Below are 14,671 nucleotides of genomic sequence, written 5' to 3'. Positions count from 1 at the left end.
ACCGGGAAGAGCATTCAATTCGGCCAAGAGTAAGCCCAATGTCAAGTTATGACTCTGTAAAAAGCTTTTTAAATGGAATCGTTCATCGCGCTGATCACCACGCCCATGATGTGGAGCGCGCCGATGTTCCGCAGACTCAGACAGGCAGAATGCAGGATGACCGGGTTAATGTAACACCGGAAAATGGCGCCAACCTTCAGGCGTTGGGTCATGATGATGACATGCCCCACATCCCAGGCGAGTTTCCCCGTGCACCTCAGCAAGCCCATGTACGCATTCCGCGAGCGGGCGAACTGGCAGAACAGGGCTTTGAAGACATCCCACTGCATGACAGTCCCCAGCACAAAAACCCTGCAGGCGCGGTCCCTGGTGATGGCTATCGCGTATCGGGCGCCAATAGCCAGCGCAGCGGTGTCTCTGGCAACCAGCCCACCAATGAGTCTCAAGCGCTGGTAAAGAAGCAGCCCTTCTTTAAGCGTACTGACATTGCAGCCGCCGTAGGCCAGTTTCAAAGCCGTGAGTTTCTTGAAAACGAACGTCGTGCGGTTCACTTACCCGCATTCAGCAAGAGCGTGAAAGAGCTTCACGACAAGATTAACAATATTAAGACTGACGCCAACTTCCCTGCCAGCAAGAAGAAAGAGCTACTAAAGCTTACTGAAGCGCTGGAGAAAAAGATCCACCGTGTCCAAACCGACCGCACCGCCAGCTACAGAACAGCAGCGGCGATTGCCTTTGGTGTTGCCAACGTCGGCTTAGCACTGATAACCCTGCTGACGTCCGCTGAACATAAGAACAACCAGTATCTGTCGATGCTGATTGCTGGCTACTCAAAAACCATGTTCATGATGGCAGGCCTGGTCATGGGTCAGACGCCGGATATTCGCTCTTTCGGTGAGCAAATTCGCGAGCGTCACGTACCCTACCTGCCACCTAACCTCCCTTATACTGCCAGCGCCTATAACGAGAAGGTGAAGCAGTTTGAACATGATAAGGAGTGGGGTTTCCACGGTATCGCCGCAGCCTTCACGCTGGCAATCTTTGTGATGTCTTCTGCACCGCACCTTTTCACAGGGCCGATGCACAAGCTGAACAATAAGCTGACTGACTTTATGGCCAGCAAATCCACTGGCGATGACGAAGCACAGCTGGAAACCTGGACTGATCAAACCTCTGAAGATGTTCAGGCCATGCTCGATAACATCGATGGCCATCTGAATGACTTTGGTGATCGTCGTAATGACTTCACCAACAAGGGTAAGCAGGTCAGCGATGGCCTGAACGTTCAGCTGAACGAAATTGATGAGGCTGCTCACAACCTTGAGCACGCGGTCAAAACCCAGATCAATGGCGGCGAAGAAACCGCTATCGCCAAGCAGCCCAACAAGGATCTGGCCATCAAAATGGTCTTTACCTGTATAGCAGGCGCACTGTGTCTGGGCTCCGCGGCCACCTATTATGATGAACCTGCCGGTCTCATTGACCTTGGCATGGATGCAGGCCTGGTCATTTATGAAATGTCCAAAACCGCGCGCAACCCCAATGAGAACGCACAGCAGTCGGCAGCAAAATTTGCCAGTTACTCAGGCCTTTCCCCCTTCCTGTTGCCCCATGGCATCATCAACAAGATGACCCATTTCACCGACTCAAAAGTCGGCCTGGCACTGGGTATCGTGGCACTCACCGCCTGTAACCTGACCTTGCCACGCCCTGGCGGGGAGATGCTGGCGAATGGCATTCTGCGCTTATTGAATGTTTTGAAAGGCGCCAAGGCCGAGCCTGATCTGGAGAGTCTGGCCGGCAACAGCAGCACCTCCAGCCTGACAAGTAATGGCTCCTACGGCCCACTGGGTGCAGGCATCAACGCCGGCCCTGACATTCCTGATGATGAGCGGGTCGTCGAGCTGACGGATGAAGAAGCCTTTATGCTGGAGAATCATCCGGAGCTGGCCAACATGAACCCTGCGGATCGCTTCCAGGAAGTTACCGACGATGAAGAAGCGGCCCTTGTTGCTGAGAACAACCGCCGTCCAGGACAGATGGAGATGATCGAAGAGGAATCTGAGCCTGCTACCTCTGCCCCTCAGACGCCACTTTCTGAGACTGCTCCTCCTATCTCGAAAGAACTGCAAGATACCAAGTCGGTGGGTGATGATGCTTCCGTCACCACGATTGATGACACTCCGATGTCAGAGACCGCCAGCACCACCGGTGAAGATGAAATCGCCAGCACTGGCTCTGAGTATCATCTGGAAGATGTGCTGCGTAACTATCAAAATCTGCCAGAGGAACTCACGGGGCTTAACTCCGATGCGCCGCTCACGCCCTCACGCGAAGAAGCCGCCTCTTTTGCTGGCAACAGTCAGCCTTCCACGCCCGGCGAAGCTCCTAACCTTTCCGGCCGTGCAGCCGCTCACCTGAGCAACTTCCAGAATCTGGTGAACTTTAACCAGTCACAGCAGATTCGCAGCCAGCTGGAGATGATGGAAGACCAGGCGCCCGACCCTGTACATTTTGATGACAGCATCGAAACGATTCAGGTGAGCGGCAACGATGACAGCACCGCCAGCAATCAGCTGCGCGCGCCCAAGCATCCTGATAACCGTCATTTGATGCAGGGTCATCGACAACACCTGCATGCCGCTCAGGACCGCGAAGCCTACGACACCATGCGCAAGCTGCAGTCGGAAGGCACTCCGAGCGAGCAGGCACCCAGCGAATCCGAATACAGCCAGATCTCTGAAGAGGTGGCCAGTAATGTTTCTGAGTCCGTCTACGGTGATGACGTAACCGAGATTGATGGCCTGTCAGAAGATAACTACACCCCGGGTGTCGCTTACTCCTTACCTGACGATCACCGTTTTGATGACGACGAAACGATTCAGGATCTGAATAGCCGTTTTGAAGAGATGGGTGGACAACTGTTCAGAACAGACTCCAACGTGAGCCATGATCCAGCGGATGAAAACTTCGATCTGGAAAGTCTGATGGCCGAGTCCTTTGAAGGCGATAGCGTTGATGCCGACTTTAGCCACTTCTCACCGCAGAATACGCCGCGTGCGACACCCGCAAATTCTGTCGCGGGCACGCCTACCGATGAGCTCACCGCTTTCAATCTGACCACAGACCCTGCCGACCTGGGCACGTCAATTGATGATGTCTTTGAAGGCTTTGACAGCATCGGCTCCAACCTTGATCTGTCACTTGACCCATCCATCAGCGCTGGTGCCACCACCCGTCAGGCAGCTCCGGTGACAACGGTTCAGGCGTCCTCGAGCTCCTCGGCGACCCCACAGATTGCCCCGGTACAAGTCAGCACGACCAGTGATGATGACGATGATGTTCTAGCCCTGTGGCTAAATGCTGATACCGCACTTAACTCACAATCAGGCAATAACCGCGGACAAGGAGAAAACTCGTGAGCAAAGTGACACCCCGCGAGTTTGACGCGCTGATGAATGAACTCTGGACTCGTCTTGGCATTAAGTCCTTTGACAAGAAGTCAGCGTCTTACCGCCTCGAGTTTGATGATGAAGATCCAATTTATCTGGTCAGCCGTGATCAGGGTTGGGTCGATATGATTGCGGCTGCCGGCACTCTCAGCAAAGACAGCAAAGCTCTGAGCGTCATGGATCTGCTGGTGTTACAACGTCAGCAAGCCGCCGGCCTTCAGTTCGTCATCGGTTTTGAAAAGGACAATGAGAAGCTCTCAGTGCGAACCAGCTTCCGGCTGATGGACTTTAAAGCAGACGATGTCGTGGAGCTGATCCAAAAGCTGCGCGGTTTTGTGGTTAAAGTGAAGGAAGTCGCCGAGAAAGGGCCGCAAGCAACTCGCCCGGGAAACGGCATGCCGGGGCTTAACAGCTTCCGGGGATTGCAAAACCTCTGATTCGGCAGCAAGGTTAACAGCAGACATTTTCACAAGGCCTCTTTTCGAGGCCTTGTTAGTTTCAGGCTCTTTTTTGGAGACGTGTCACCATGCTTGAGTTACGCCCCGTGTGCGAGCATTGCGCCAAAACCTTGCCACCAGACAGCCTTGAAGCGCGTATCTGCTCCTTTGAATGCACTTTTTGCAGCCAATGCGCTGAGCATCTGCTGGCCAATGTCTGCCCCAACTGCGGCGGCGGCTTTACCCCTCGCCCCATCAGGCCGCAGGTTGATCGCGTTGGTGGCAATTCCCTTGATCAGTACCCGGCAACCACAGAAGTGAAGCATCGGCCTGTTAACCTGAGTGCACATCAGCAACGTGTTGCGAAACTTGGGAATATTCCACCCCACCGCCGCTAGCACGAGAGGATTCGTAACCGTGCAGAACGAAACAACGTGAGCGAATACAGGGCACTTTCAGACCCGCTTGTCCGGGAAACCCCACTCCCAGACACGTCAGTACTGAGCGCCTAAGCGGAAAGCAGTCACTAAACCAGGAATGACTAAAGATGGCACGAAAATCGCTTATCTTCGGATAAGAACCTGTGTTCTGAATAGCTACAAGCCAGTATTCTGTTGTTTCAACTCGACCGGATACTGGCTTTTTTTATTTCACAGCCAAGCCTTCGGTGATGGATTTATTGCCAGAGGCTGCCGCAGCAACTACACCTGAATAAAGGCGACCCAGGCAGCTACAAGCACTATTCAGTCCTTCAACTTGCTTTGCGCTTAACCAGATTCAGCTTCCAGCGACGCTATCGCCGATGACGAGGAGCCAGCCATGAAGTGGGTGACAATCGCACAATTCCTGTATCCCTATGAGGCCTACATCGCCAGGGCTCGACTGGAGGAAGCAGGCATTCCAACCTTTCTGGCCGATGAACACACCATCAGCACTCACTGGATCTACTCTCAGGCCATGGGTGGCATTCGCTTGCAAGTCTCGCCTGAACATGAAAACAGCGCGCGACAGCTCCTGGAAGATGCCGCTCCCGTCACCGCGCTGGATAACGTCTTTAGTCAGCATGCCTGCCCTCATTGCGGAAGTGGTGAATGTCACCCGGCATTCAGGCTGTCAGTGCTGGCTGAAATGAGTTATTTGCTAATTAGCTGGCCACAGCCCTCACCCATTAGCGGGCTCGAATGCGGTGACTGCGGATTTTTCTGGGAAGAGTCGGAAGCCGCTGAAAACAGCTAAGCGCCGCGGATCAGACATCCATCAAAAAGAGAGATTAACAGATAGCCTAAAGAGCGAAACCTAATGCGCCTTAAGGCTTGGCAGTGCAGGTATCAACATCTATTAGCGTCGAGCGGCCGGTTTCGCCGAGGTGAAAGCGCAACGTCCCGGATTCTTCTCCTGCCTCGACACTTTGAATGTCGCTTAAGTCTGGTGTACAGGGACGTTTAGAGTCAGGAACCACAATACACACGGGTCCCAGCCAACTGCCGGAGCTTTGCTTGTTGTACAGGAAGATCTCATAGCCACCAACATGCTTCTGAGTCGACTGAACATCAGGGGTACATACACGACCTGGAGAGGCGGATGAAGGCAAGCCATATCCCGAAGGCGCAGCAGCAAACACCTGACCACCCGAAACCATCAGCACAGAGGCAGCGGCGCTTATCATCACGCGCAGCAATGTTTGGCGGTAAGTTGGTTGGCGAGATGAAACGACAGAACGAGACTTCAACAACATTGGATTACCCTTTACTACGTCTTGCAGGACGTGCCCACGCGTCACATGCTCTGCCTGGTTATTGAGTCACCGAAAGCCGTATACGGTTCCGTCACTGGTACTCAGGCAATTTCATGCTGACGCTGGGTCTCCAGCTCTTCCTGAACCCAGTCGACAAACTGCTGAATCAGCTTGATACGTCGCTTACGTTCAGGGATCAGTAGATGGTAACCGAACTCACTGGTCGCCTTCTGCGCCGTGAGACGACAAAGAATCCCCGAATTAACCAATTCGTCGGTCAAATAGCGCCAACCGATAGCGACCCCCTGCCCGGCAATCGCTGCCTGGATCAGCAGAGTGTAATTATCAAAGCTGAGAGTGGCATCCTTCAGAGGCTGACGAACCCCCAGGCGCGGCAGCAGGGTTTGCCAGGTAAACCAGTCGGCATTAATCCCTGGCTGGAGGTGTAAAAGTGGCAACTGCCGAAGCTCCTCCGGTGTTCTTTGCACCCCTTCATTAAGAAATCTGGGGCTACTGACCGGATAGACTTCTTCTTTAAACAGGCAGGCTCCATCGGCGTTCTTGCTGCGACCATCGCCGAACACGATGGCAACATCCACATCCGGACGAATCGCCACGCGATTACGCTCCGACGTGATCAGGTTGACATCAGTCTCAGGATAGCGCTGCTGAAAGCGCATCATTCTTGGCATAAGCCAATAAGCGGCGAAGGCAAAGTCAGTGGCGATATTCAACACCTCATGCTGACCCATTCGCCGAACCGCCTCAAGCCCTTCAGCGAGATAGCCAAAACCCTGTGTCGTAGACTCAAAGAGCTGTCGCCCGGCTTCTGTCAGCAAAATCCCCCGGTACACCCGGTCAAAGAGCCGCACTTCCAGCTCCTGCTCAAGCCTTCGGATCTGCTGACTGACCGCTGGCTGGGTCATGCCCAACTCGGTCGCACAGCTGGTAAAGCTGCCCAGACGCGCTGAACTTTCAAAGACACGCAATAGCTCAACCGAGCTGATGGGTATCGAATTACCCCGCTGTTCGCTCATACCGGGAATCCCATGCTGCCAGACCTCATCCATAAGCTGTGCTTATCTTAGTTATAGATCTCAGCCAGTTTACGCGACCGGCCAGAAAGTGAAAGGATGAAAAAAGAGCGAACCATTCACTCCACAGGTACAGGAAGCAACACCTTATGGAAACACCGAATATTCTTTTCATCATGGCCGACCAGATGGCTGCGCCCATTCTCCCCCTGTACAGTGACTCTGTTGTAAAAACGCCCAATCTTTCAGCACTGGCTGAGCAAAGCGTGATTTTCGACTCCGCTTACTGCAACAGCCCACTCTGCGCACCATCGCGCTTTACCCTGATGTCAGGCCTGCTGCCTTCAAAAATTCGAGGCTTTGATAATGCCGCCGAGTTTCCGGCAGACACTCCAACCTTTGCACATTACCTGCGCTCCGCGGGCTATAAGACGGCCTTATCCGGCAAGATGCATTTCTGCGGACCTGATCAGCTTCACGGTTTTGAAGAACGTTTGACCAGTGATATTTACCCCGCCGACTTTGGCTGGGCGGTTGACTGGGATCACGCCGATGATCGCCCCACCTGGTATCACAATATGTCCTCCGTGACTCAGGCCGGTCCCTCCGTACGCACCAACCAGCTCGACTTTGATGAAGAAACCGTCTTCAAAGCGCGCCAATACCTGTACGACCATGCACGCAGTAATGACAAACGTCCGTTCTGCCTGACCGTATCCATGACCCATCCCCATGACCCCTATACCATCACCAAGGAGTTCTGGGATCTGTACGAAGATGTGGATATTCCACTGCCTGAGAATATTCCTGCACAGGACAGCCTGGACCCACAGTCCCAGCGCCTGCTGAAGGTCTATGACCTGTGGAATAACCCAATGAAGGAAGAAGATATCCGCCGTGCCCGGCGCGCCTACTTTGGCTCGATCAGCTATGTGGACAGCAAAATTGGCGAGCTTTTGAAAACCCTGAAAGACTGCGAGCTGGATGACAACACCATTATCGTCTTCTCCGGTGATCACGGTGACATGCTCGGCGAGAAAGGCATGTGGTACAAAATGAGCTGGTTCGAGATGTCCTCTCGCGTACCAATGCTGGTAAAAATGCCAGGCGCCAAGCCTGGCCGCGTCAGTAGCAGCGTTTCCACGATGGATTTACTGCCCACGTTCGCTGAAATGGCGGGGGTTCCATTGGCCCAGGGCCTGCCGATGGATGGTCGCAGCCTGATGCCGCATCTGAGCGGTGTGGGTGGGCACGATGAAGTCTTTGGCGAATACATGGGCGAAGGCACCACCAGTCCGATGATGATGATTCGCCGTGGCCCACTGAAATTTATCTACTCCGAGCAGGATCCCTGCATGCTGTTTGACCTGTCAGTGGATCCGAAAGAAAGCAACAACGTGGTGAATCATCCGGATTACCAACAAGCCGCGACCGAGCTGCTTGAGGAAGCCCGCAAGAAATGGGACATTCCTGCGATCACGGAAGATGTATTGCAGAGCCAGCGCCGCCGCCGTTTTGTGGCTGCCGCCAATGCCAAAGGCAAGATCACCTCCTGGGATCACCAACCCATGGTCGATGCCTCCGAGCAATACATGCGTAATCACATCGACCTGGATGATCTGGAGAAGCGTGCTCGCTTCCCGCAGGTCTGAGACAGGTTATAACGCTTTACCGAGCCGCCCTCGGGCGGTTCACCCAAGGAAAGGCACCGCCCGCAGGCAGTCGCCAAGACCAGAGAACTTGTGCAGGACGAACCATAAGGAAGCGTAGATGACTCTGAAACTCACCGCCCTTTCACGGGCTTTGATTCTCACCCAGGCAGTTGTGCTTGGCGGCCTAAGTCTCAATGCCCAGGCAGCGGACTGCGATAGCGTCAATCTCGCCGACCCTGGTTGGAGTGACAGCAACGTCACAACCACCACAACCAAACTACTGCTGGATTCTCTGGGCTACGACGCCAAGGTCACCATGCTGTCGGTACCGGTGAGCTACGAGAGTCTGGCCAATGGCCAGATGGATGCCTTCCTGGGTAACTGGATGCCTGCGCAGCAGAAATTCCACGACAAGTACGTTGCCAGCGGCAAAGTCGAAGAGCTGAGCAAAAACCTGCACGGCACCGAGTTCACTCTGGCCGTCCCCAAGTACGTTTACGATGGTGGCGTCAAAACCTTTGACGATCTGGCCAAGCACAAGGATGAGTTCGGCGAAAAGCTTTACGGCATTGAGCCGGGCGCGCCTGCCAACCAGTCGCTGCAAACCATGATCGACAATAACGAATACGGTCTGGGTGGCTGGTCACTGGTGGAGTCCGGTGAACAGGCCATGCTGTCTGAAGTGAAGCGTGCAGTGCAGCGCAAGAAAGCGATTGTGTTCCTGGGCTGGACTCCCCACCCGATGAACGTCAATTTTGACCTGGCCTACCTGAGCGGTGGTGATAAGTACTTCGGCTCAACCGGTGATGTTTTCACCCTGACCCGCAAAGGCCTGAAAGAAAGCTGCCCGAACGTCACCCAGCTGCTGAGCAACATGGCCTTTACCCTGAAAATGGAAAATACCGTGATGACTCAGGTGCTGGAGCAAAATGCTGACGTGAATGATGCAGTGAAAGCCTGGATCAAGGCGAACCCGGATTCACTGGATACCTGGCTGAAAGGCGTGACCACCAAAGATGGCGCAAGCGGCGAAGAGGCCGTGAAGAAAGCGTTGCTGTAACCCCTGCCTTCACTACAAGTTTTACAGTTCCACCCCACCCTGCGTGCTCCGGCCGCAGGGTTTTTCTTTATCAACCTCACGGATGATGAGTCAGACAGCAACACCATTCAGTGTCTGCACTATCCCCAAAAAGATTCCGGCGCCCACAGGAATCAACGCATCCGGGAAGTCGTAGTCGGGGTTGTGCAACTGCGGACAATGCTCGCCCGAGCCGAGGGCAAACATCGCACCGTCTTTGGCCCATTCAGTGAAGATGCCAAAGTCTTCTGACCAGCGAAAACCGACTTCGGGTTGCTCGACCTCAATCCCCTGAGACTCACAGGACTGCACCACCAATTCGGCACCTTTCTCTGAGTTAACACTGGCCCGGAAAACATCCTGCCATTCAATTTCGACGGCCAGTCCGTGCTGCTCAGCCTGAGCACCCGCCATGGCCATGGCTTCTGCCACCAGATAATCCATCGCTTCGTTGGTTTCGGTGCGAAGGGTTGCCATCACCACCGCCTCTCCGGGCGAGGTGCCAAAGGCGATTTCCCCCAGATTGGCATGAATCAACGTGACCAGATTAAAGCCGGACAAACTCTTGGGTAAGCCTTCCAGCCCCTGAATCAGGGAGGCCATCGCCTGCGCCGGGGAGCGTCCGTTTTCGGGGTGCGCCGCATGGGAGGTCTTGCCCTGCAGGCGGATGATCATGCCGCGTGAGGCGCAGTTAAAGCTGCCTGCTTTGACCTTCACTTTGCCAAGAGGCATCCCCGGCACGTTATGAAGCGCAAAGGCATAGTCCGGCTGGTAAGGATGCAAACGCGGGTCCTGCACCATAGCCACAGCGCCGGCACCGGTTTCCTCCGCGCTTTGAAAAACCAACACCACCCGCCCTTTGGCTGGCCGATGTTGTGAAAGATGGTTACCCAGCGCCATGACCATGGTCATATGGCCATCATGACCGCACAGGTGAGCAACGCCCGGAATCGTGGACGCATGAGGGTGCTGCGGCAGTTCAAGAATCGGCAAGGCATCCAGTTCACAACGAATCAGCGTGGTCGGACCGGCCTCTTTGCCGGCAAAGACCGCCAGCATGCTGGTGCCCTCCACCTCTCCTATACCGCCCAACCCCGTCAGGAACTCATCGGGCTGCCAGCGCTGAATCACACTTGCCAGCGCCTGCGCCGTACGATGCTCCTCACCTGAAAGCTCCGGAAACTGATGCAGTGTCTGACGAAAACATGCCCAGTAGGCATCATCAAGGGAATAAGGAGAGGCAGCGTTCTGAAGCAGGGAAACATCCGACATGACAGGTTCACCAGACAAATAACAGAGAATGCGGGAATGGACCCATGCTAGGAGCTTGAGGGTAGGATTGCCAGCCTCGTCAAACAGGTTCCAGCCCTGCGCGCCAGAGACAGAAAAGCCGGCATAGCTCGCAGGTAGAGTTAGCCGGCTTGTTAATGATGCCTCTGCTTATACGGTGATGGGGTGCAGATACACCAGGCTCAACACCAATGCCATCAGCATCGACAGCAACGTTGAGCCCATAATAATGGCCGCAACTTCATCCCTCGGGCCACCATACTGGCTGGCGAGAATATAGGTAATCACCGCCACCGGCATGGCAGATTGCAACACCAGCGTATGCGCCACCAGAGGGTCCAGCCCCAGCAGCTGCGCAACCAACAAGGCCACACCGGTTCCCAGCAGCACCCGGGCCAGCGACATACCGCCGATCAGTTTGAGATTAGCCATATTGCGAAGATCAATGGTCGCCAGTGAGCGACCCAGAAGCAGCAGCATGATGGGCAGCGTCATACCGGAAAGCAGATCCAGCGTGCGGGTGATCGCCACCGGGGTCGGGATTCCAAGAGCGATCCACAGGCCACCCAATACCAGCGCAATAATGGAGGGGTTGAGCAGAATTTTCTTCGGTGAGAACGCACCGGACATCACCCACACCCCTAGCGTGAAATGGCTGATCTGCACCACGGTTGAAATCACCACTGCATGGATCAGCGCCTTATCACCCAACAGCGCTACGACCAGCGGAATCCCCAGATTGCCGGTATTGGGGTTCACTAACAGGGAGAGATACCAACGAATCTCAATGCCCAGCAGTTTCATGACACCTGCCGCTACCGTGGCGCTGATGACCAGCACCAGCACAATCGCCGCGACGGTGTGGCTCATGGCCATGATGCCCGAGTCCATTTTCACCAGCGCATGGAGAATCAGACAAGGCAGGCCAATCCTGGTCACCAGTTCAGGCAAAGCGGGATTATTGAGCAGCGTTGTCTTGCGGGCGAGCCAGGCCCCCAACCCGGCGCAGATCAGCACCGGCACGATGGCCTGAATAAAGGGTAAAAGCATTTGCCGCTTCCTTGACCAACTGGACAGATTTTCGCCGACTGCCATAATGGCAGGCCGACACCTTATCTCACGACACCGCACGGGTATCTGCTTATGACACTAGTTGCCGTCGATTATCAGGCTGACGACGCACCGCAACGTTTTGTGGAGTCGCTTCGTGCGACCGGGTTTGGCGTGCTGCGCAACCACCCGCTGGATCAGTCTCGCGTTGAGTCTGTTTATCGCCACTGGCAGGCTTTTTTTGATAGCGCGGCCAAAGAAGACTGGCTCTATAACAAGGGCACTCAGGATGGCTTTTTCCCATCCCGCGTATCTGAAACCGCCAAGGGCTTCAGCCTTAAAGACATCAAGGAATACTTCCACTACTACCCTTGGGGCCAGTGTCCTGACGAGCTAAAAGCCGAGCTTCAGGCCTATTACGATGACGCCACGGCGCTCGCGGCAGAACTGCTCAGCTGGGTACAGGAGTATTCTCCTTCTGAAGTCAGTGCGCTCTATCGAGAACCTTTGAGCCACATGATTCAGGATAGCAACCAAACCCTGCTGCGCGTATTACATTACCCGCCGTTACAAGGTAATGAAGCCCCCGGCGCGATTCGTGCGGCAGCTCATGAAGACATCAACCTGCTGACCATTCTGCCTGCCGCCAACGAGCCGGGCCTTCAGGTCAAGGCCAAAACCGGCGAGTGGATGGATGTTCCCAGCGACTTCGGCAACCTGATCGTCAATATCGGCGACATGCTACAGGAAGCCTCCGGCGGATATTTCCCCTCCACCAGCCATCGTGTCATTAACCCTGAGGGGGCGGACATGAGCAAATCCCGCATCTCTCTGCCATTGTTTCTGCACCCTCGCCCGGATGTGGTGCTGTCGGATCGCCACACTGCGGGCAGCTATCTTCAGGAACGCCTGCGCGAGCTTGGCGTTATCTGAGCCCGGGTCGCTGAAAGTTGGGTCATCGTACTGGCTGCCGACATCCGGTAGTCAGTATTGATTGGCAAAGCGTTAATTTAAACGCGTGATTGAATACTTGTCAGCCCCCGCCTGAAAAAAGTCTCTCCCTGCACTTTCGCCAATCCTCCTGCGTGCGCATTGTTATACCGTGTCATGCAAATTCGCTCTGTATTCTTCGCCGCTCGTGTCAGTATTCCTGAAGATACTGGCTGCGCTACCTCTGCCTCACTCTGGTTTCACTATCGTGTTATCAGCAGGCACTCCGGGCCAATGAGCCATGGTAGCGCTACCACTCTGTACCCAACTTTTGCCTGCCACTTGAAGGATCAGATCAACAGGATGAATCACGCTCAACGGCGCCTTTCTCAGCTATCTGGCACTCTGCTCATCGCTTCACCGCGAATGACCTGGCGTACAGGCAGAATAAAACTCTCAGGCCTGACCTTGCTCGGCTTGCTGCTCGCAGGCTGTGCCGCCGGGCCGGATTTTAAAAAGCCGGATGCTCCCGACATCAGCAACCTCAGCCGCGCGCCTTACACGGACACGGTCAGTGCAGACCACGGCAAAGATGCGGTGGCGGCAAGCGCCGCGCAAAAGCTTGATCCGGCCACTTTCCTCTCCAGTACCTGGTGGACCTCTTTTGACTCCGCCGAGCTTGACCAGTTGGTGCGTGAAGCCCTGACCGCCAACCCGGATCTTGCGGCCACCCGCGCCACCCTGACCCAGGCCAGTGAGAATGTACTGGCCGCACGCGGCGCACTCTTTCCGATTGTGAGTGCTGGTCTCGATGCCCAGCGTCAACAAACCAGTGGCAGCGATGCCCGCATCTACAACACCGTCGGCGCCTCGGTGGATGTGAGCTACAACCTGGATATTGCCGGTGGCAACCGCCGTGCGCTGGAAGCTTTGCAGGCCAGTGCCGAAGCTCAGCGTTTTGAGCTGGAAGCGGCGTACCAGAGCCTCGCGGGCAATGTCGTTAACAGCGCGATTACCGCGGCGGCCTACCGAGAGCAAATCAAAGCCACCGAAGACATTCTTACTCTGCAGCAATCCTTGCTGGAAATTCTCGAAACCCAGTTTGAGTTTGGCAGCATCTCGCAGGCGGAAGTTGAATCCCAGCGTGCCTCCATTGCCGCGACACGAGCCAGCTTGCCGCCGATTCAGAAGTCACTAGCACTGACTCATAACCAACTGGCAATCTACCTCGGGCGCTTCCCCTCTGAGCTCAGTAACACCGGCTTTAGTCTGGATAACCTCAAGCTCCCGCAAGCGCTGCCTATCAGCGTTCCTGCAGATATCGTCCGCCAGCGTCCGGATATTCGCTCCGCCGAAGCAACGCTGCATCAGGCCGCCGCACAAGTGGGTGTCGCCGCCGCAGATGAGCTACCGCAACTGACGCTGACCGGCAGCTATGGTCGTGACGGCAACAGCTTTGCTGACCTTTTTAACCCCGGCACCGTGGTGTGGAATCTGGCTTCCAGCCTGACCCAGCGCATCTTCAGCGGCGGCATCTACCGCCACCAGACCAAAGCGGCTGAAGCAGCCTTCGAGGCAGCAGGTGCCAATTATCGAAGCGTGGTACTCAGTGCCTTTCAGGATGTCGCTGACACCCTGGACGCCCTCAACTTTGATGCCCAGACCCTCAAAGCCCGTGTAGCTGCGGAACAGGCTGCAGACCGCAGCGTGACGATTGCCGAGGAGCAGTACCGTGCCGGTGGCGCTTCTTATTCCACATTGCTGGAAGCACAAAAGACCCTGCTAAGTGCACGAGTTAACCGCGTCGAGGCACAGGCGGCACGCCTTGCTGATACCGTGGCGCTCTACCAGGCATTGGGCGGCGGTTGGTGGAACCGCGAAGGAGCGACGGAGGATCAGCCTTCGACGCCTGACGCAGATCAGCCAGCCGACACCGATACCACTCCAACACCCTGAACCAATAATCATCGGCGCCGGAGGCCTTGATGCCAGCGCCAGTGAATCGCCAGCCGA

General features: G+C 55.3%; 12 protein-coding genes. 8 read left to right on the top strand and 4 right to left on the bottom strand.

The genetic code is table 11. The annotated features are described in order from the left end of the window. Positions 1 to 38 precede the first annotated feature (38 nt). The 4 genes from ACKC9G_RS11670 to ACKC9G_RS11655 all read left to right on the top strand — a co-directional run bounded on the left by ACKC9G_RS11670 (position 39) and on the right by ACKC9G_RS11655 (position 5,125). Positions 39 to 3,422: a hypothetical protein gene (locus ACKC9G_RS11670; RefSeq protein WP_411405505.1), complete on the top strand. Its 3,384-nt coding sequence runs from the start codon at positions 39 to 41 to the stop codon at positions 3,420 to 3,422. Beyond that, complete coding sequence (locus ACKC9G_RS11665; protein WP_411405503.1) at positions 3,419 to 3,889, top strand: hypothetical protein; 471 nt, start codon at positions 3,419 to 3,421, stop codon at positions 3,887 to 3,889. The genes ACKC9G_RS11670 and ACKC9G_RS11665 overlap by 4 nt, the downstream gene beginning before the upstream one ends. Before the next feature lie 89 nt (positions 3,890 to 3,978). Beyond that, a complete protein-coding gene (locus ACKC9G_RS11660) occupies positions 3,979 to 4,287 on the top strand; it encodes a DUF1272 domain-containing protein (protein WP_411405501.1) in 309 nt (102 codons plus the stop codon). Positions 4,288 to 4,708: 421 nt separating this feature from the next. Then, positions 4,709 to 5,125, top strand: a complete 417-nt coding sequence (locus tag ACKC9G_RS11655; protein ID WP_411405499.1) for a DUF2007 domain-containing protein — start codon at positions 4,709 to 4,711, stop codon at positions 5,123 to 5,125. Between the two features lie 70 nt (positions 5,126 to 5,195). Here the strand turns inward: ACKC9G_RS11655 and ACKC9G_RS11650 are convergent, their stop codons facing one another. Both ACKC9G_RS11650 and ACKC9G_RS11645 read right to left on the bottom strand, forming a co-directional pair. Continuing rightward, positions 5,196 to 5,624 carry a hypothetical protein gene (locus tag ACKC9G_RS11650; RefSeq protein ID WP_411405497.1) on the bottom strand — a complete coding sequence of 143 codons (429 nt, stop codon included), beginning with the start codon at positions 5,622 to 5,624 and terminating at the stop codon, positions 5,196 to 5,198. A 101-nt stretch (positions 5,625 to 5,725) separates the two neighbouring features. Beyond that, positions 5,726 to 6,694, bottom strand: a complete 969-nt coding sequence (locus ACKC9G_RS11645; RefSeq protein ID WP_411405495.1) for a choline sulfate utilization transcriptional regulator — start codon at positions 6,692 to 6,694, stop codon at positions 5,726 to 5,728. A gap of 113 nt (positions 6,695 to 6,807) precedes the next feature. Here ACKC9G_RS11645 and betC point away from each other — a divergent pair, with 113 nt between their 5' ends. Further along, positions 6,808 to 8,310, top strand: coding sequence for a choline-sulfatase (betC, locus tag ACKC9G_RS11640; protein WP_411405493.1), 1,503 nt, complete (start codon positions 6,808 to 6,810; stop codon positions 8,308 to 8,310). 118 nt (positions 8,311 to 8,428) lie between these two features. Continuing rightward, positions 8,429 to 9,370 carry a choline ABC transporter substrate-binding protein gene (gene choX / locus ACKC9G_RS11635; protein ID WP_411405491.1) on the top strand — a complete coding sequence of 314 codons (942 nt, stop codon included), beginning with the start codon at positions 8,429 to 8,431 and terminating at the stop codon, positions 9,368 to 9,370. A gap of 90 nt (positions 9,371 to 9,460) precedes the next feature. Here choX and ACKC9G_RS11630 read toward each other — a convergent pair whose 3' ends face one another. Then, the gene (locus tag ACKC9G_RS11630; protein WP_411405489.1) at positions 9,461 to 10,660 is read right to left on the bottom strand and encodes an amidohydrolase; all 1,200 of its coding nucleotides are present in this window, start codon (positions 10,658 to 10,660) and stop codon (positions 9,461 to 9,463) included. A 168-nt stretch (positions 10,661 to 10,828) separates the two neighbouring features. Then, positions 10,829 to 11,728 carry an AEC family transporter gene (locus ACKC9G_RS11625; protein WP_411405487.1) on the bottom strand — a complete coding sequence of 300 codons (900 nt, stop codon included), beginning with the start codon at positions 11,726 to 11,728 and terminating at the stop codon, positions 10,829 to 10,831. Positions 11,729 to 11,821: 93 nt separating this feature from the next. Between ACKC9G_RS11625 and ACKC9G_RS11620 the strand changes: the two genes are divergently transcribed. Continuing rightward, the gene (locus ACKC9G_RS11620; RefSeq protein WP_411405485.1) at positions 11,822 to 12,661 is read left to right on the top strand and encodes an isopenicillin N synthase family dioxygenase; all 840 of its coding nucleotides are present in this window, start codon (positions 11,822 to 11,824) and stop codon (positions 12,659 to 12,661) included. 360 nt (positions 12,662 to 13,021) lie between these two features. After that, the gene (locus ACKC9G_RS11615) at positions 13,022 to 14,614 is read left to right on the top strand and encodes an efflux transporter outer membrane subunit (protein ID WP_411405483.1); all 1,593 of its coding nucleotides are present in this window, start codon (positions 13,022 to 13,024) and stop codon (positions 14,612 to 14,614) included. Positions 14,615 to 14,671: the final 57 nt, after the last annotated feature.

The organism is Pokkaliibacter sp. CJK22405, from assembly GCF_046614695.1.
In the GTDB taxonomy this organism is placed as follows: Bacteria; Pseudomonadota; Gammaproteobacteria; order Pseudomonadales; family Balneatricaceae; genus Pokkaliibacter.
The sequence above is the reverse complement of the archived record's forward strand: the minus strand, read 5'-3'. Positions and strand labels throughout refer to the sequence as shown.